The 16,588-nt window shown below is 60.9% G+C and carries 14 protein-coding genes; 6 read left to right on the forward strand and 8 right to left on the reverse strand.

The genetic code is table 11. From position 1 onward, the window contains the following. Nucleotides 1-20 precede the first annotated feature (20 nt). From ACILSI_RS03035 to ACILSI_RS03045, 3 genes are read right to left on the reverse strand one after another with little or no spacing between them, the layout of a single operon-like run. Nucleotides 21-3,485 carry a protein kinase domain-containing protein gene (locus tag ACILSI_RS03035; RefSeq protein WP_395720363.1) on the reverse strand — a complete coding sequence of 1,155 codons (3,465 nt, stop codon included), beginning with the start codon at nucleotides 3,483-3,485 and terminating at the stop codon, nucleotides 21-23. A gap of 36 nt (nucleotides 3,486-3,521) precedes the next feature. Further along, the gene (locus ACILSI_RS03040) at nucleotides 3,522-6,314 is read right to left on the reverse strand and encodes a family 16 glycoside hydrolase (RefSeq protein WP_395720364.1); all 2,793 of its coding nucleotides are present in this window, start codon (nucleotides 6,312-6,314) and stop codon (nucleotides 3,522-3,524) included. Continuing rightward, nucleotides 6,259-7,551: a protein kinase domain-containing protein gene (locus ACILSI_RS03045; protein ID WP_395720365.1), complete on the reverse strand. Its 1,293-nt coding sequence runs from the start codon at nucleotides 7,549-7,551 to the stop codon at nucleotides 6,259-6,261. The genes ACILSI_RS03040 and ACILSI_RS03045 overlap by 56 nt, the downstream gene beginning before the upstream one ends. A gap of 205 nt (nucleotides 7,552-7,756) precedes the next feature. Here ACILSI_RS03045 and ACILSI_RS03050 point away from each other — a divergent pair, with 205 nt between their 5' ends. From ACILSI_RS03050 to ACILSI_RS03070, 5 genes are all read left to right on the forward strand, one after another. Beyond that, nucleotides 7,757-8,269, forward strand: coding sequence for an RNA polymerase sigma factor (locus tag ACILSI_RS03050; RefSeq protein WP_395720366.1), 513 nt, complete (start codon nucleotides 7,757-7,759; stop codon nucleotides 8,267-8,269). After that, entirely contained in the window at nucleotides 8,262-8,597 is a 336-nt protein-coding gene (locus ACILSI_RS03055) for a hypothetical protein (protein WP_395720367.1), read from the forward strand. Before ACILSI_RS03050 ends, ACILSI_RS03055 begins: the two co-directional genes overlap by 8 nt. Beyond that, nucleotides 8,594-9,439: a Spy/CpxP family protein refolding chaperone gene (locus tag ACILSI_RS03060; RefSeq protein ID WP_395720368.1), complete on the forward strand. Its 846-nt coding sequence runs from the start codon at nucleotides 8,594-8,596 to the stop codon at nucleotides 9,437-9,439. Before ACILSI_RS03055 ends, ACILSI_RS03060 begins: the two co-directional genes overlap by 4 nt. Further along, nucleotides 9,436-10,860, forward strand: a complete 1,425-nt coding sequence (locus ACILSI_RS03065; protein WP_395720369.1) for a hypothetical protein — start codon at nucleotides 9,436-9,438, stop codon at nucleotides 10,858-10,860. The genes ACILSI_RS03060 and ACILSI_RS03065 overlap by 4 nt, the downstream gene beginning before the upstream one ends. Before the next feature lie 106 nt (nucleotides 10,861-10,966). Continuing rightward, nucleotides 10,967-11,485: an RNA recognition motif domain-containing protein gene (locus ACILSI_RS03070; RefSeq protein WP_395720370.1), complete on the forward strand. Its 519-nt coding sequence runs from the start codon at nucleotides 10,967-10,969 to the stop codon at nucleotides 11,483-11,485. A 155-nt stretch (nucleotides 11,486-11,640) separates the two neighbouring features. On the opposite strand, the gene ACILSI_RS03075 is transcribed toward ACILSI_RS03070, so the two are convergent. Further along, nucleotides 11,641-12,573 carry a PEP-CTERM sorting domain-containing protein gene (locus ACILSI_RS03075; RefSeq protein WP_395720371.1) on the reverse strand — a complete coding sequence of 311 codons (933 nt, stop codon included), beginning with the start codon at nucleotides 12,571-12,573 and terminating at the stop codon, nucleotides 11,641-11,643. 86 nt (nucleotides 12,574-12,659) lie between these two features. Beyond that, nucleotides 12,660-13,955 (reverse strand): MFS transporter, encoded by a 1,296-nt coding sequence (locus tag ACILSI_RS03080; protein WP_395720372.1) that lies wholly within the window; start codon nucleotides 13,953-13,955, stop codon nucleotides 12,660-12,662. A gap of 153 nt (nucleotides 13,956-14,108) precedes the next feature. On the opposite strand from ACILSI_RS03080, the gene ACILSI_RS03085 reads away from it, so the two are divergent. Continuing rightward, the gene (locus tag ACILSI_RS03085; RefSeq protein ID WP_395720373.1) at nucleotides 14,109-14,969 is read left to right on the forward strand and encodes a hypothetical protein; all 861 of its coding nucleotides are present in this window, start codon (nucleotides 14,109-14,111) and stop codon (nucleotides 14,967-14,969) included. Nucleotides 14,970-15,006: 37 nt separating this feature from the next. Here ACILSI_RS03085 and ACILSI_RS03090 read toward each other — a convergent pair whose 3' ends face one another. The 3 genes from ACILSI_RS03090 to ACILSI_RS03100 are packed head-to-tail and all read right to left on the reverse strand — an operon-like array spanning nucleotide 15,007 to nucleotide 16,588. After that, a complete protein-coding gene (locus ACILSI_RS03090; RefSeq protein WP_395720374.1) occupies nucleotides 15,007-15,180 on the reverse strand; it encodes a hypothetical protein in 174 nt (57 codons plus the stop codon). Between the two features lie 23 nt (nucleotides 15,181-15,203). Then, entirely contained in the window at nucleotides 15,204-15,671 is a 468-nt protein-coding gene (locus ACILSI_RS03095; RefSeq protein WP_395720375.1) for a hypothetical protein, read from the reverse strand. A gap of 47 nt (nucleotides 15,672-15,718) precedes the next feature. Then, a complete protein-coding gene (locus tag ACILSI_RS03100; protein WP_395720376.1) occupies nucleotides 15,719-16,588 on the reverse strand; it encodes an ABC transporter ATP-binding protein in 870 nt (289 codons plus the stop codon).

The following is a 16,588-nucleotide window of genomic DNA, read 5'->3' on the forward strand; positions in this document are numbered from 1 at the left end:
ATGTCAGGGGCAACAAGCCGCTATTTCTGCGTGGCAATGCGCTCTCGCAATTCCTGCATCTCCTGCGCTTCCTTGATCTTGTCCGCTCGAGTGAGTTCGATGACGTAGGCATCGAGCGCTTTGAGGTAGATGTCATAGAGCGGCGCGGCAGCCTTCGCGCGATCCGCCTCCAGTTTTGCGAGTGCCGCGCGGTAAGTGCCGCGCAGCGCCTTGAGAGATTCGGGCGTGCCTTCAGCATCTTCGGCGGGAACAGCGCCGCCCTTTTCGATGGCGGCCTTCTCCGCATCCAACGCGGCGATTGCATCGGCGTCTTGCGCCGCCGCGCGCGCACGGGTGATGCCGTTGGCGACGTAGCTTTTGTTGAGCACGGCCACGGCGGCCAGAAACGGCTTTTGTGCAGCGGTTTCGTGGCGGGCTTTGAAGCTGGCTTCAAGCTGCGCAAGCCGTGGATCAGCGGGGATGGCAACTGCCGGCACAGTCGTCTTCTTCTCAGTCTCAAGGCTCAGCGGCTGCACGGTGACGCGGTGAAAAGTGACCGCACGTCCGCCGATGCTCGCCTGCTCAGGATCGTTCCTGATGAGCCAGGCCGTGCTCGTGCTCAAACGACTGGTTGGACCGCGATAGGCACCCATGAGCCTGCCATTGACCATGAAACGGAGGTCCACATTGCCGGGCGTGCGCCGAACTTCGGTGCGCATGAAAGTCAGCTCACCTGGAATCATTTGGAATGAAGTGGAGCGGCCGGGTTCGATCTCAGGTTGTTGCGGATCCAGGCCATCCACCTTGCCAAAGCCGGCCCAGCCGCCGTCTCGTGGCCACAGCCAGCAGGTGGTGCGGCTTTGATCTCCCACGGGAATGGTGAGGCCGACATCACTGCCTCCGTCCACGCTGTTCGTGAACCAAGCCTCGATCACATAGTCGGGAGCAGACACCACCGGAAAGTCCAGGCAGCCTTTGTAGGGTCCGGGATTTTTCAGGGGTTTGAGTTCGACGCCGGTGGCGGTCTTCGTCCAGGAGAACGTTTCGTCGGACTTGAGACTCACCGTGGTCAGCACATCGGTAACTCCAGGTGCCAGCGGCGTAGCGAGGGACTTCTGCCGCGTTGCGAGGTCCATGCCACTGGCGGAAGCGGCGGCAGGCGCTGATGACACTGCCATCGTTGGCGTGCTGGATTTCTTCAACTCACCGCTCAAATCACGCCATTCGAGGTTCTTGAACTCAACGACGGCGGTGTCGCCACCAAACTGCGTGCGCACGCCCTGATGAAACGTGTCGCGCACGTCGATGATCGTCGCGCCATCGAGCTTCACTTGGAGGCGATCACCTTGGGCAATGACTTCGAGATCAAACTCCGCACCTTCAGCGAATGGGCGCGGTGCTTTGACCTCCATGAGTGATTTTTCATCACTCGACGATTTGCCACCATTCAGAACACGGCGAAAGAGCAGGAATTTGCCATCGCTTGTGATGCTCAACCCATAATGCATCAGTCCGTTGGTTGGAGTATCCCGAAAACGAATGGGCCACACATAAGTCCCGCCAGTAAAGCGCATGCGTGCACGAATGGCCATGTCCTTGCCACGTGGAGCATCAAGATAAGTCTTTCCCGCGCGCATCCAGCCGTCCGGCAGTTCGGTGACGCCGGGGCGCTTTTTCATGGCATCGGTGAAGACGGGCTGCCACGCGCCGCCAGATGCTAGTGCGGCTCCGGCAGCAGGCACTGGTGGCGTGGTGTCCACCACGGGTACAGAACCCGGCGCACGGACTTCAGCCTTGTGAAAGATGATGCCGCCGTTCCAAGCACCGACACCGAGGTATTTTCGATCCGGCATGACATATTCGGTGATGCCGCTGAGCCGTTTGAAGTCACCGCTCCACTTCAGCACTTCCCGGCCGTCGATCAGGGCGCGCAGGGAGCCTTTGCGTACCTCGACCAGGCTGCGATAGCGCTGGCCTGATAACAGTCGTGGTCTTTTAACCATGGCTTCCTTGCGAGTCGAGACATCCATGTTCACACCGTTCAACACCGGGCCAAAACCGAACGGCGTGGGATTGCTGTTGCCTAATCCCATCTTCCATAGAATGGATTTGCCCTGCAAAGGAACAACCTGGCTGGCCTCCTGAGTGCCTTCTTTGATGGTGAATTCGATCTCGAAGTCGTACTCCTCCGGCGGCGTGTGGCGGAAGGCGAGAAGTTGCGGTCCAGGAGTTCGTTTCAGCACCAGTTCCTGAGCGCGCACCTCCCACTCTCCCTTGATCGCGTCGCGCTTGGCATCCACGAGGGCCAAGAGATTCACCGGACCCGTCACGGTGGGGGGCGATGAATTTGCCGATGGTGTGGTGGGCTTTGGCTGACCGGCAGTGTCCGTAGTGGTGTCAGGAGCCGGCTTGGCTGGCTGCTTTCCACCCGAAAGCATGAACAGCCCCGCCAGCCCGCCGATCACCACCATCGCGATGAGGTAGATCAGCGTGTCGTTGGATTTTTTCTTCACCGGTGGTGCCGCAGGTGGCCGGATCTGCCCCTGCGGCATGGGCCGTGAGCCACGTGGACCCGCTTGCGGCTGAGCACCGCTGGGTCTGTTGGCCGCCGGTTGCTGCGCCGGTGTGGCGGCCGGTTTCGGTTCCTTCTTTGGCAACGGCTGCGTCATGATCACATCGAGATCGCGTCGAATCTCCGTCGCATCCTGGTAACGCATCTCACGGTCGGTCTGCATCGCCTTCAAGATCACGGCGTCAAAGCGCGGATCGGTGCCGACCTTCGTGCTCGGCATGGACCACATGCCGCGTGGGATCTCGCCGGTGAGCATCTGGTAGAGCATCACGCCCATCGCGTAAAGATCTGCGCGTCCGTCCACCACCGTGCCGGGAGAGAGCGCCTCAGGGGCCACGAAATCAGGCGTTCCCATCGCCGTGTTCGTCTTCGTCAGGCCGCGCTGGCTGGAGTCGTTCATCTTGGCGAGGCCAAAGTCCGCCACCTTCACCGTGCCCTCTTGATTGATGAGAATATTCGCCGGTTTGATGTCGCGGTGGATGACGCCGTTCTTGTGTGCGTAAGCCAGCGCGTCGCCGACGTGCGCCGTGATCGCCAGCGCATAGTCCTGCGGCAGTTTGCCCTGCGCGCGGATCATCTGCGCCACATCCGTGCCGTCGATGAACTCCATCACGATGTAGAGCAGCCCGGCCTGCGTTTCACCAAAGTCGTACACCTTCACAATGCCGACATGATTCATCCGAGCCATCGTGCGCGCCTCGTTCTTGAAGCGCTCGGCGAAATTCGCGTCCAGATCGTCGATCAAATCCCCCGGCAGCACCTTGATGGCCACGCTGCGTTGCAAAGACACCTGGCGGGCCTTGTAGACCGCGCCCATGCCGCCGCGCCCGAGCAGCGAGATGAACTCGTACTGCGGCAGCATCGCCTGCATTTCTTCCAAGGTCGGCGGCTGCCATCCTTTGGAAGGTTTGGAGCTGGAGGATGCGGTGCTCATGGGATGAGGTGAAGAAATGTCGCGCAGCAGATTGGATCACTTCGGCACGGCGATCTCGATGTCCTTGAACCAGACCGTGCCGCCGTTGCTCTGGAGGCCGATGGTGCCCTCGCCCAGCTTCGCCTCGGGTTTCCCAGGCGCATCTTTCCAGTCGGCGGGCTGCGTCCATTCGTTGACCTGCTTGCCGTTGATGAACGAGGTGATGGTCATGCCACGAACGATGATGCGGAAGTCGAACCACTCGCCATCATGTACAACGAGGCTGTCCACCGGCTGAACACTCCAGAAACTGCCCGTCTTCTGAGGATCCTTGTTCTCGTTGGCAATCTGAACTTCCAACGCATTGCCAAAGGACGCCCCATCATTGTTGCGCCGGCAGTGGACGAAGACTCCAGAGTTGGCACTGCCTTCGGTCTTCACCTTCATGGAGAGATCGAAATCCTTCATGATGGGCGACACGTCACGGTTGCCCATGAACATCAAATTGCCACGAGGGCCGGTCGCTTTGATGCAGCCGTCTTCCACCACGAATGCCTCCTGCGGCCCTTGGTAACGCCAGCCTTCGGTGTTGGCGCCGTTGAAGATTTTCTTGGCGGTCTTGGGTGCGGCGGCATTGGAGGCCGGTTGTGGGGCTTCCCTGGCTTCTTCACCGGGTTTTTGCATGGCTTTGGCCTCACGCAAAGTCTGTACCTTCTTCGCTTCGTCGATTTTGCCCGCCTTGGTGAGTTCGGCGACATAAACATCGAGCGCCTTGAGGTAAAGAGAGTGCAGCGGCGCGGCCCTGGCATCGCGTTCGGCAGTGATTTTGGCCAGGGCTCCACGGTAAGTGCCGCGCAGGGCTTTGAGCGACTCGGGTGTGTCGGCGGCATCTTCAGCGGGAACGCCACTGCCTTTTTCGATGGCGGTCTTTTCCGCATCGAGTGTGGTGACTTCGCTGAGGCTGCCTTTCGCCTGCGCGGCTGCTCGGGCGCGGCTGATGCCGTTGGCGACGTAGCTTTGATTCAGCGAAGCGAGGGCGGCGAGGAACGGCTTCCGTGCATCAGACTCATATCGCACCTGATAGCCAGCGTCGAGCTGTGCGAGGCGTGGATCGTTCGCGATGAGCGGCGACATTGCCAGCACCACTCCGCCTGCAGCGCCCATGCTCGCATCACCGCGCACCGGCGCGACCCGTCCTCCCTCCAACGGCCTGAGCCAGCACGCATGCCATGTCACAGGATCGATGGATTCCAGCGCCGGTCGATCGATGTCCAACTCCACACCCTTTTTCAGGCTCGATTGCTGGCGCTTGCTGCTCAAATCGCTGGCCGGCCCCTGGTAGCGGAAGAGCGGCTGGTTTTCCAAGGTGACGTTGATGTCTGCGTTCGCGTCCTTGAGCGTCACTTGGATGCGCGCGCGGTAACGTTTGCCATTCTCCAGCCGCTGCGGCACGCGGGTGGGATTTCCCTGGTCGCGCGTATTCTTGCCGCGAACATGAGCCAGTCCGGCGAAGGGTGTGAACTCCTGCAAATACGCGGTGACGATCCGATCGCCATCCAGCGGCAACAACACACTGACCGTCCCTGCTGGCCCGTGACGAGTGAATTCGAGCTCCAACTCATAGCTCCCCGTCACCGTCGCGGGCAATGCCAGCAATGGATGATCCTTGTTGGCCTCGTCCTGGTTGCCAATGAGGCCCGCGCCCTCCCTCCGCCAGAGGCCGATTTCGGCGTCCTTTTCCGGGTCAGCGATCGCCATGAGATCCATCCAGCCGGGACCGGCGGGCGCGGAGGACGGAGGCGGAACAGCCGGCATCGTCGTTGCTGACGGAGCCGGTTTGACAGCAGCTCCCGTCACACCGCCCGGCGGCCGAAGCTCGGCCTTGTGAAAGGTCGTGATCGTATTGAAGCAGGCGATGCCGGGATGCCTGGCGTCTGGCAGGATGAATCTCTCGTCGCTGGCGAAGCGCTTGAAGTCACCGCTCCATTTCACGATCTCCTTGCCGTCAAGCAGGGCGCGCAGGGAGCCTTTTCGCACCTCCACGAGGCTGCGGTGGTGCTGCCCCATCTGGAAAGTGGCGGCCTTGGCCACGGCCTCGGTTCTCCCGGCCTCACTGATATCCTTGCCATCGAGCTTCGGCCCGAAGCCGCACACGGTGACGCCAGGATTCGGCACCTGCATTCTCCAGAGGATCGCGCCATTCGGCGAGGGCAGAACCTGCATGACGTCCCGGTTGCCATTTTGCAGTGTGAACTCGATCTCGAAGTCGTATTCCTCGGGAACTGACTGGTTGAAGCCCAGAACCTGATAAGGCTGCAGCTTGCCATCGATTGTTTCAGTCTGAGCCTGAAGTCCTTCCGGTCGAGTGAGCCACTTGCCCTTTACCGCGTCCTTTTTCACATCCACGAGGGCGAGGAGGTTCACGACACCGGCGGATGCTGCGGCAAGGGGGGCGGGCTTCGCGGTTCCACCGTCATTCCATTCGACGATGTAACAGGATCGCGGCATGGCAGCAGGCGCGTCGTCCCATCCGCCCGTGGCGGTCATGATCAGATTGCGGCCGCTGCGGTCTGGCTGGCCGTTAGCCCAGCGTTTAAAATCAAAAGACTCCCCCGTCACCCAGCTCCAAGTGCTTTCGTCTTTCATCACGCCGCCAATCCATGCGCCCCCTACTGGAACTTTTCCATTCAAGGCCGCCGTCAGTTGATCACTTTCCTCACGCGTTGTGATGACCGCCAGAGTGCCGCCCATGGCCTTTGCCTTGTCGTAGGCCTCGTTCCATTTGAGGTTCCCCTCAACCATCTGGTAGCGATGGCCGCCGAAGGTGAGAACATCGAAAGACTTGCTCACAGGCGCTGTGCTTGTTGTGGTGCTGGCAAGCGGGGGCAGGTTTTGGATCAGATTTCGGTGTTTCCGGCTTGGACTCCGCGACCGGGTTGACTTCGGACGGCTTTTTCCCACCGCCCGCGAACATGAATACCGCCACGGCGATGACCACGACCGCCGCCGCGATGCCGTAGATCATTCCCGTGTTGGATTTCGGGACGGGAGCCGAGGCAGGCTTGGCGGCGGGTTCTTTGCGGATGGGGGCATCCGCGCTCCGTTGCTGCGGAGCACCGGGGCTTTTGCCCTTCGGCTTCTGCGGGAGCGATTGCTGTGCCACCACCTGCTGCGCGGGAATGGTCTGCACGCCGGTCTTCGCCGCAGGCGCGGTTAGGATCACATCCAGATCACGGCGCAGATCGAGCGCGGTCTGGTAGCGCAGTTCACGGTCCATCTCCATGGCCTTGCCGATGATCTTGTCGAAACGTGCGTCGGTGTTCAGCGTTGTGCTCGGCATGCGGAAGGCTCCGCGTGGGATCGTGCCGGTGAGCATGTTGTAGAGCATCACGCCCACCGCGTAGAGGTCCGCACGGCCATCCAGCGGCACACCGGGCATCAAAGCCTCCGGTGAGACAAAATCGGGCGTGCCCATGGCCATGTTCGTCTTCGTCAGGCCCATTTGAGAAGGGTCAGTGGCCTTCGCCAGGCCGAAGTCGGCCACCTTGACCTGCCCTTCCATGTTGATGAGCACGTTGGCCGGTTTGATGTCCCGATGCACGATGCCGTTTTTGTGTGCGTAGCCGAGCGCATCGCAAACGTGCGCGGTGATGGAGAGCGCGTAGTCCTCCGGCAGCTTGCCCTGGCTTTGGATCATCTTCGCCACGTCCGTGCCGTCGATGAACTCCATGACGATGTAGAGCTGGCCGTCGCTCGTTTCGCCAAAGTCGTACACATGCACAATCGAAGCATGATTCATCTTCGCCATCGTGCGCGCCTCGTTCTTGAAACGTTCGACGAACTGCATGTCGTCTTCACCGGCCTCGGGTGGCAGAATTTTGATGGCAACGATGCGGTCCAGCGACTTCTGCCGGCCTTTGTACACCGCTCCCATTCCACCTTGTCCAAGAATGCTGAGTATCTCGTAGGCAGGAAGCATTTCCTGCAACTGCTCTGGCGTCGGAGGCTGCCAGCGCAAGTGGCTGCCACCCGTGGTGCGCTGATAATTCGTCGGCGTCGGCCGCGGTGCTGAGGGATCGTCAGGCATGTCGTGAATGAAAATTTAGGGAAGGCTAGCGCAAATGCCGAGCCGAAGGCGAGGAAAACTTGGGGCTACTCAACCACGGAACACACAGAAGAGAAAACCAACTTCTGATTTCCGTGTATTCTGCGTTTAGAAATTCCAGCGCGCCTGCATTTTCTCACAAGCGTGTCATACATGCGCCCCGCCCGCGTCACTCAGCGGGAAATGAATGGAACGCTCCATCGCCGACCAGCTCGAAACTCTGCATCCCGACGCCTTTGGCTGGGCGCTGCACTGCTGTGCAGGCAACCATGCCCGGGCCGAGGACGTGCTGCAAAACGCATACTTGAAGCTCGCGCAGGAGCGCGCTTCTCACGACGGCCACTCCAGCTTCAAGACGTGGTGGTTCGGCGTGATCCGCCTCACCGCGCACGAGGAGTTTCGGCGGCAGCGCTACCGCGACTCGCTGGTGGGCAAACTGCTCGCCATCTTCATCGAGGAGCATCATCCTGCGCCTTCACGGCAGATGGAGAGAGACGAGCGCAACGCGGAGCTGCGGCGTTGCCTCGCACAACTGCCCACTCGTCAGGCAGAAGTGCTGCATCTGGTCTTTTACCAAGACCTCACCATCCAAGAGGCTGCGAACGTGATGCGTGTGGGCCTCGGCTCCGCGCGTCAGCATTACGAACGTGGCAAGGCGCGCCTGCGCTCGCTGCTGCAACCCGATTCACCTCATGAATGACAACGACCTTCATTCGATCTTCACCCAGCAGCGTCAGTGCGATCACGAACACGCCCCGGTATGGCAGCCGGAGCTGTTGCATCGTCCTCTGAAGTCGCAGCGCCACTCGCTGCGCTGGCTTCCGGTTTCCTTGGCAACGGCATGCGTCATCGCGATTGCGTTGTTCTTCGCTGATTCGCCCAAACACGACGCCAAACTGAGCGAACTGCCGCCGCTGCTTGATTCGCCGCCGGGAGAGTTGTTCGCCAGCCTGGAGCCTTCATTCACCGCGTTTGATGCCCCATCCGACTTTCTGCTGCCAACCCACATCAACCTGCACATCCCATGAAAACCATCGTTTGCTCTCTCCTGCTGCTCGTCACCGCCGGTCTGCATGCCGCCAACGTCGAGGACTGGCTGAAAAACGGCCTGCTGCATCCTGACTTGATCACCTCCGTGCGTGAGGAACTCGCGCTGACGGAGGACCAGCAGTCCAAACTCAACGCCCAGCTCAGCGAGGCCCGCCAGCAAGCCGAGCCGCTGGAGCAGGCGGTGAAGGAACAGCAAAAAGCGCTCAATCACCTGCTCAAGGACACCACCACCACTGCCGAAGCCGCGAGTGCTCAGCTCACGAAGCTGATCGAGGCCGAGGCCGCCGTGAAACAACTGCAACTGCGGACCTTGATCGGCGTGCGCGATGTTTTGACACCGGAGCAGTTGCAAAAAGCCCAAAAACTCGGCCCACCGAAGATGGCGGCGAAAAGCGGCGCTAAATCTCCTGTGATGGCGAAGGCCGGCAAACTTCGCGCGGCGGTGGAAGCGCTCGGTGTGCCACCGACGGACGCCATGAAGGCACGCGGCGCTGAGATCGAGGCGTTGATCAAAAGCGGCGATCTCGCAGCGGCGGACACCGCCTTGGACAAGCTGATCGAAGACTCGCGCTTCAAGGAACTGGAAGCCGAGGATGAGGTCGTGGACTTCTCGAAGTTTGAAACCGGCAGCGCCGATCTCGAATCGCTGCGCCAGCGTTTTGAAGCGGTGCAGGCGGCTGGCCAGGAAATCATCTCACTCCCGCTGATGCGGCAGATGATTCAGGCGAAAAAGGCATTTGAGGAGGCCAAGGAGGCCCAGGATGCCGACAAAGTGGGCCGCATCCTGACCTATGTGGAGGGGAAGCTGAAGGAGCAATGAGTCGCTTTGCTTTTGCCTGCCTGATGGTGCCCGCGCTGGCTGCCGGGCTCACCACGGATGAGGCCGAGGCGCGGCTGCGCATGGCCCTACAAATCGCCCGCGAGCACAATGATCGCGCGTTGGTTTCCCAAGTCGAAAAAGTAGGACGTGACTTCAAGGCAGCGCTGCCAGCAGATGCGGACGAACGTTTGTGCAAAGTTGAAACTGCCGTGGGCATTGATCGCGGTGGCTGGTCGATGGCGGGGCAGCCGCTGTTTCATCCGACGGCGGTGATGAAGGCGCAACAGCCCGAACTGAGCGCCAAACTCATCGCCGCGATGCAAAGCGATGACGCGGCGCAGGTGCGTGCGGTCACACAGGAAATGCTCACTCTTCTCGGCGATCAAGCGGGCGTGCCGGATGGCCGACGCGCAGGTAAAAAAGCGGAGCCAAGCACGATCGACGAGGCGGAGGCGACGAAGCTGTTTCTCGATGCCTTGAAAAGAGAAGGACGCGCGGTGCGGCAGCTCAGCGAAGGCAAACCAATACCGGATCAGATGCTACGGCTCTATGCCGACGTGTTGCATGGCGTGGCGATCATCCGCCCCTTCGTCGAAAAGCATGCGCCCGGCTCGATTCCAGACCTGGACAAGCTCACGAACGGCGTGGCGACGATTCTCACGAGCTTGCAGCAGCCTGAGGGCCATTTTCCTTTCCCCGACCTACGTGGGAAGAACATCCGCTTTGGTGACATGATCAACCGTCAGCTTTCGGCAGGCAAAGCCGAGGTGAAGAACGGCTGGATCGTCACCGCCGACCCGGATGGCGGCTCGCAGTTCGACACCGGCGTCTGCGGCACGGCATTGTTGCTCGCAGGGCAGCTTCATCACAACGAGACCTGGCAACAGGCTGGCTTGAAGGCTGCGGATTGGGCGCTGAGACAGAAATGCTGCGCGAACTTCAACTACAACGCCTTTTCCGTCTCGCTGCTGGCGCAGGCGTTTCGTGTGACCGGTGAAGCGAAGTATCTCGACGCCGCGCTGAAGAAATTTCGTATCGGCGTGGCCCCCGGTCAGGCACCGAACGGCCGCTGGATGGATGCGCACAACGCGCGCACGGTTTACCATCTCATCATCCTGCGCGCGCTTGGTGATCTAGGCAGCGTTGTGCCCGCAGACCGGACCACAGAACGTGCGGAGCTGGATGCGGTGACGCGACCCGCCATCAAGGCGCTGCTGAATGAGTTTGATGCGATGGGGCTGACCGTGGACGCGCTGCCGGAGTTGCAGACGCTGGCGACGCTTTACCCAGAGGATGAACGATTGCAGGCGGCGGTGCCTGCGACGGCAGGTCTCATCGTCGGCAAATGCACGAACGGCGAACGGGTGAAACTGGGGTCTGCGGCGGCCCAACTGGCGGCGCTGGTCCGGGTGAAACCCTGAAAAAGATTCGTTTGCCTTTGGCCCGATTCTGGCGATAAAACGCCCTCAAGTCACCTGTGAAGGGTTAGGCTCAGTTGTTCATCAGGTGATTTCAGCGGTGGTGTGCATGAGTTTGATCTGGAAGTGGGAGATCGAACCTAACAAAGCAATGAACACCAAGATGTATGTGGGCAATCTGCCCTTCTCGGCTTCGGATTCTGATATCCGCGAGCTCTTCTCCCAATACGGCACCGTCTCTGACATTTTCCTGCCGATGGACCGCGAAAGCGGCCGTCCGCGCGGATTTGCCTTCGTGACGATGGACACTCCTGAAGCCATGCAGGCCGCGATCACCGCGCTCAACGGCCAGGAATTTCAAGGCCGCAAGCTCGGCATCAACGAAGCCCGTCCGCGTGAAGAACGCCCCGGTGGCTTTGGTGGTGGCGGCGGCGGAGGTGGTGGCCGTGGAGGCTACGGCGGTGGTGGCGGCGGCGGCGGTGGCCGTGGCGGCTACGGCGGTGGTGGTGGCGGAGGAGGAGGCCGTGGCGGCTACGGTGGTGGTGGCGGCGGCGGCGGTGGTGGCAAGCGCTTTGACCGCGGCAGCCGTGGCGGTCGTGAAGGTGGCGGCGAAGAAGGCGGCTGGTAAGCCGTTCCTTCCCTCCCTTTGATTTCGAAGCCCGTGAGGCAGTGCGGCTGGTTAAACCGGCCCCTGCATCACGGGTTTTTCTTGCCGCAGTTGTGTGATGAAGACGCCGGGCGTGTCCGTCCTTGCCGGATTTGTGCTTCAAATCTGCACCGCCCTTAGCGGCGGCGGCGGAAGATCAACCCAGAGAGACCCAGCAGCAGGAAGCTGGCGCGTGAAGGCTCGGGCACCATGCCGGTTTCCACCAGGATGTTGTCCACGGCGAATCCGTTGCCGTCGGCAGGACCTTCAAAGTACAGCGTGTTGAAGGAATAATAGGGGCTGGAGGTGTCCAGGTTGCTGACATAGGTGGTGGCATCCTGGGTGAGGTCCATCTGCAATCCGCTGGCGGTGCGCGTGAGGCGCAGCGTGGTGTTGTGCGAGGCTGCGGTGCCGTCGATGGTGGTCTTGTTGACGACCCCGCCGATGGACTGGATATCCCCCATTTCGGGCGTACCTGGCGGCGCGAAGTTGGTGGGGCTGTCGTTGTCGAGCAGGATGGCGGAGAAGTTCTCTGGTGGCGGGACCCCGCCGTTGTCATACCAGTTGGCCTCCTGACGCACGGCGTAATTGCCGAATTTGCCACCGGTCGAGGTGTTATCCCAATAGCTGACGTCCGCCAGATAGCCGGTGTCGTCATCGTAGTTGCTCGCGCCAGTCGTGGAATTGTCGCTGTAAAGCCCGTAGCGGAAGAAATTGAAGGGCTGAGTGCCGCCGCCGGTGCTGGGAGCGGCAAAATACAAGTAGTCAAACGACACCTGCACATACTGACCGACACTGCCGAGCAGAACGGCGGAGCCGATGCTCAGCCCCACATTGCTCTGGTTCGTGTTCATGGAACCCCCCGGGTTGTAGTAAACGTTTTTGTTGACGCTGTTGTCCAGCAGGCTGGTGGTGTCGGTGGTCACGATCCAGGGGTTTACGGTTTCGTGCGTCCAGCCGGCGAAGGCGAAGCCCGTGGGCGCAGAGTCGAAATTTTCACTGAAAACGACCGTTGCGGCGGCCTGTTGCGCGGCCAGGCAGGCCGCCAGTGTGAATATGATCGTACGCATGCGTGGAAACCTCCGTCTCTGAGTGGCTGCTGTCAGGTTGATCTGCGGTATTTATCATGAGCCCCCCAGAATCGTCGAGGATTAAATCAAGAATCCTGCGTCACGGGCTTTTCTGCGTTCACGAACAGCGCGAAGACACCCGCCAGCACAAAGGCCACCGCGCAGAGCCACACGCCCTCGTGGAAGTCGTGGTTCGTGTCGAAGGCCTTCAACACGGCGGTGAACAACAGCGGCATGATTGCCGCGCCAAAATTCCCCCACATGTTAGACCAGCCAAAGAGCTGCGCCTGATATTTGCCGCTGATGTCTTGCATGGTAGTCCACATGGCAGGCAGGCCAAAGTCTCCAAAGAATGCCACCATTCCAAAGGCGAGCAGGATCGTCCACGGCGTGTCCATCCACAAGGCGACGATATAAAGTCCCGCTGCGATAAACTTGGTGATGGACATCGGCAGCATGCGACCGAGGCGACGACCATGCAGCCGGGTGATTAAATCCGTGCTCCAGCCGCCCACGATGATGCCGGCGATGCCAATGAAGAGCGCCCCGCTTGTGATCCAGCCGTTTGTGACATCGTCAAAGTGCTTCACTTCCTTGAGGTAGCGCGGGAAGGTCAGCGCGGTGAAGGCCCAGCCAATGTTAGTGAAGAACTGCACTGCATTAGCCATCCAAAGATTGCGACTACGGCAGGCCGCGCGGAGTGGGAAACGCCTTGCTGGCTCTCGCTGCGGCTGAAAATCCCCGCGCCCTTCGGCGAGCAATTCGATTTCCGCGTCGTTGCAGTTGGGATGCAGGCGCGGGTGATCGCGGAACACCCGCCAGAAGAACAGCGCCACCCCGACACCGGCCGCGCCATAGACCCAGCCGGCCCAGCGCCAGTCCCCAAATCCCATGATGACTTTCACTGTCAGGATTGGTGCCAGCACCAGACCGGCACGTCCGCCCAGAGTGATTATGCTGCTGGCCATCCCGCGCGAGCCGATGTGTGTCCAGCGAGTGATGAGACTGCTGCTGGCCGGGTAGTAGCCCGCCTCGGCCAGACCGCATAGCAAGCGCGCGAAGAACAGCGTCCAGAACCCCGTTGCAAACCCGGTGGCTGCCGTGAAGAGAGACCACGCCGCGATGTACACGGTAATCAGAGCCCTCGCTCCAAAGCGGTCACTCAACCACCCGGCGGGCACCTGGAACAGGGCATAAGACCAAAAAAATGCGCCCGTGATCCAGTCCGTCTGCTGCTTGCTGAAAGTGAATTCTGCCTCAAACGAGTCCGAGGTGATGATCTGCGCCAGGCAGATGCGGTCCAGATACATCAGGAAGGCCACCATGGTCGCCGTGGCGAGGATTTGATGACGGACGATGGAAGGGCGGGCGGAGGAAGACATCGGGGAAAGAAGACGCGGGATTTTTGCCAGCCCTAGCAGGATTCCGGCTTGATGCGAAGTTCAAAGGCGTGCATGACCCCGGATGGCAGGCACAAAACGTGCGCATTGAATGCCGTTGCGCCCTGCCGCCGTCTCAGAAACCCTTCCACTGTCATGACTGCCATCAAAAACCTCTCCGCGCTCCTGGTACTCAGCTTTCTCGCCTCCGGCGTGCTGGGCTGGTTCCTCTTCCAATCACGCACCGATCTCACCGCCCTGCGCACCGAGATGGAGCAGATCAAAATCTCTCACGCCGACGACTTGAAGGCGAAGGAGGCCGAGTTTCAGCGCACGCTCGACGCGCAGTCCGCGCAGCATCAGAAAATGATCACCGCGCTCAATGACGAGCACGAGAAGAAGATCGACGACCTGCGCAAAGGCGAGCGCCAGCGCCTGGCCACCGCCGCGAAGGAGTTTGAAAACATCTTCGAGGGCAATAAGACCACGCTGCAATACATCAACCTCCTGGAGGACAAGGTGAAGGCCGGGCAGACACTCTCCAAGGCTGAGGTCGAGAAGCTCACCATCATCACCACCGGCCTCGGTTACTTGAAAAAGCAGTATCAGAAGCCCATGCAGGAATTCCAGGAACTGGCCGCCTACTTTGAGGCCCAGGCTTCGAAACAGGTCGAGAAACCGAAGGGCGGCTTCTTCAAGCGCGTGTTCAGCAAGGAGTTCCGCGAGCAGGAGAAGGAATACGCCCGCCAGGAAGGCGCCAAGGAGGCCTTCGAGCAGGCCCAGGGCAAGTTCACCACCGCCTACTCCTCCGCCCAGCGCGCCATGGCCGGTGTGAACCTCGACGCCGACCAGCAGATCCAAAAACTGCACGCCTACATCGACGACAAGCAACAGATGAACGCGGAAGACCTCAGTTCCTTCTTCTCCAAAGCCCGCCAGGCTCTGCGCACGCATCAAGACGTGCTCGACTTCGAACCCGACGCCGTACCACTGCCCGCGCCGAAGCCGCAGCCGTGATATTGGATGACCCCAGCGGGATCACGCATGGCTGAACTCACCGCATCGGCATGAACAGCGGGCCCATGGCTGGCGCGTTGGGATCCTGTTCTTCGGCGGCGGTTTTGTCCGGTGGTGGACGCTGGGCGGTATCTGTGGTGCAGCCTGCGAAGAGGAGGGCGGTGAGGAGGGCGGTGAGGAGGGCAAGAATGCGGGTGTGTGCTGGTTTCATGGGAGGATCGGGTTGAGGAAAGCTTACTTCGGCATTCGGGCCTTGAGGTCATCGACGTATTTGCGGTCATCCTCGCTGAGCAAGGCCAGCGGCACCTCGACGGGCTTTTGGTTCACCATCAGGCGCACTTTTTCATCGCGGATGAGCGTGGGCTTGGCAGGAAGCTCGGCGGGCGGGGCTTTTTCGACGGCTTCACGGGCGGCGGCGGGGTTTGCGGCGTCGAACTCGATCACGGATTCCTCGAAAGCAATGATGGTGCCCAGCAGCGACCTGCCATCGGTGCTTTTCCACTGCCGAGGCTCCCCGAGCAGGAAATAGGAGGTGAGCTTGGTCTTCGTGGGCGGAGCAGGCTTGGTGCTGACGCCGTTGTTGATGGTCACGCCGCCGCTGCCGTTGATCCCGCGTGTCTCAAACTTCCCGCCCGTGGTCGGCACGGCCACCTGGGCGTTGAGCGTGAGCGCCGCCGTGAGCGCGAGGAAAACCGCTTTCATAAAGTAAGGCTACCATGAAAGCGCCTGATCGCGCAATGACGATCACGCTAAGCCAGCGCCGCGTAGTCGATAGTGGTCAGGCGGTCCTGCTTCGCGCCCATGCGGGGCACGCAGGCGAGCAGCGCCTTGGTATAGGCGTGTTGCGGGTTGCGGAGGATCTCATCCACCGGGCCGGTTTCGACGATCTGGCCGCGAAACATCACGGCCACGCGGTCCACCACGCTGCGGATGATGCCGAGATTGTGCGTGATAAGGATGATGCTCATGTCGAGATCGCGGCGGAGCTCGGCCAGCAGGTCCATGATCTGCTTTTGAATGGTCACATCGAGCGCGGTGGTCGGCTCGTCGGCGATGAGCAGCTTCGGACGCATGCACAGCGCCATGGCGATCATGACGCGCTGCTGCATGCCGCCGCTAAGCTCGTGCGGGTAGGCGTGCAGTCGTTTGCGGGAATCGACGATGCCGACTTTGTCCAGCCACTTCACGATCTCGTCATCGCGACCGGCCTTCGAGACATCGGGACGATGCAGCGCGAGCGCCTCGGCGATCTGCGTGCGGATGGTGAGCACGGGATTGAGCGAGGTGGTCGGCTCCTGGAAGATGTAGGCGATCTCCTTGCCGCGAATACGACGGAGCTGGCCCTCGTTCATCGTCAGGATGTCGTTTCCGGCCAGGGACATCTCTTTGGCGGTGATGCTGGCGGGCGGCTCGGGCAGCAGGCGGGCAAAGGAGAGCGCGGTGGCGCTCTTGCCGCTCCCGCTTTCGCCCACGAGGGCGATGCACTCGCCTTGCTTGAGTTCGAGGTCGATGCCGCGCACGGCCTGCATCGGCTCCGCGTCATGGCGGCGGAACTCGATCTTCAAATCGCGGATGCGCAGCAGGGGCGCGTCGTTTTTGGGAGTGGCGGCGTCGGACAT

Source organism: Prosthecobacter sp., from assembly GCF_044232965.1.
In the GTDB taxonomy this organism is placed as follows: domain Bacteria; phylum Verrucomicrobiota; class Verrucomicrobiia; order Verrucomicrobiales; family Verrucomicrobiaceae; genus Prosthecobacter.

Excerpts from the sequence above, each read along its gene's own strand:
- ACILSI_RS03080 (WP_395720372.1), bottom strand. The coding sequence starts at position 13,955 with ATGTCTTCCTCCGCCCGCCCTTCCATCGTCCGTCATCAAATCCTCGCC.
- ACILSI_RS03045 (WP_395720365.1), bottom strand. The coding sequence starts at position 7,551 with ATGCCTGACGATCCCTCAGCACCGCGGCCGACGCCGACGAATTATCAG.
- ACILSI_RS03085 (WP_395720373.1), top strand. The coding sequence starts at position 14,109 with ATGACTGCCATCAAAAACCTCTCCGCGCTCCTGGTACTCAGCTTTCTC.
- ACILSI_RS03060 (WP_395720368.1), top strand. The coding sequence starts at position 8,594 with ATGAAAACCATCGTTTGCTCTCTCCTGCTGCTCGTCACCGCCGGTCTG.
- ACILSI_RS03070 (WP_395720370.1), top strand. The coding sequence starts at position 10,967 with ATGAGTTTGATCTGGAAGTGGGAGATCGAACCTAACAAAGCAATGAAC.
- ACILSI_RS03075 (WP_395720371.1), bottom strand. The coding sequence starts at position 12,573 with ATGCGTACGATCATATTCACACTGGCGGCCTGCCTGGCCGCGCAACAG.
- ACILSI_RS03090 (WP_395720374.1), bottom strand. The coding sequence starts at position 15,180 with ATGAAACCAGCACACACCCGCATTCTTGCCCTCCTCACCGCCCTCCTC.
- ACILSI_RS03065 (WP_395720369.1), top strand. The coding sequence starts at position 9,436 with ATGAGTCGCTTTGCTTTTGCCTGCCTGATGGTGCCCGCGCTGGCTGCC.
- ACILSI_RS03035 (WP_395720363.1), bottom strand. The coding sequence starts at position 3,485 with ATGAGCACCGCATCCTCCAGCTCCAAACCTTCCAAAGGATGGCAGCCG.
- ACILSI_RS03100 (WP_395720376.1), bottom strand. The coding sequence starts at position 16,588 with ATGTCCGACGCCGCCACTCCCAAAAACGACGCGCCCCTGCTGCGCATC.
- ACILSI_RS03050 (WP_395720366.1), top strand. The coding sequence starts at position 7,757 with ATGGAACGCTCCATCGCCGACCAGCTCGAAACTCTGCATCCCGACGCC.
- ACILSI_RS03095 (WP_395720375.1), bottom strand. The coding sequence starts at position 15,671 with ATGAAAGCGGTTTTCCTCGCGCTCACGGCGGCGCTCACGCTCAACGCC.
- ACILSI_RS03055 (WP_395720367.1), top strand. The coding sequence starts at position 8,262 with ATGAATGACAACGACCTTCATTCGATCTTCACCCAGCAGCGTCAGTGC.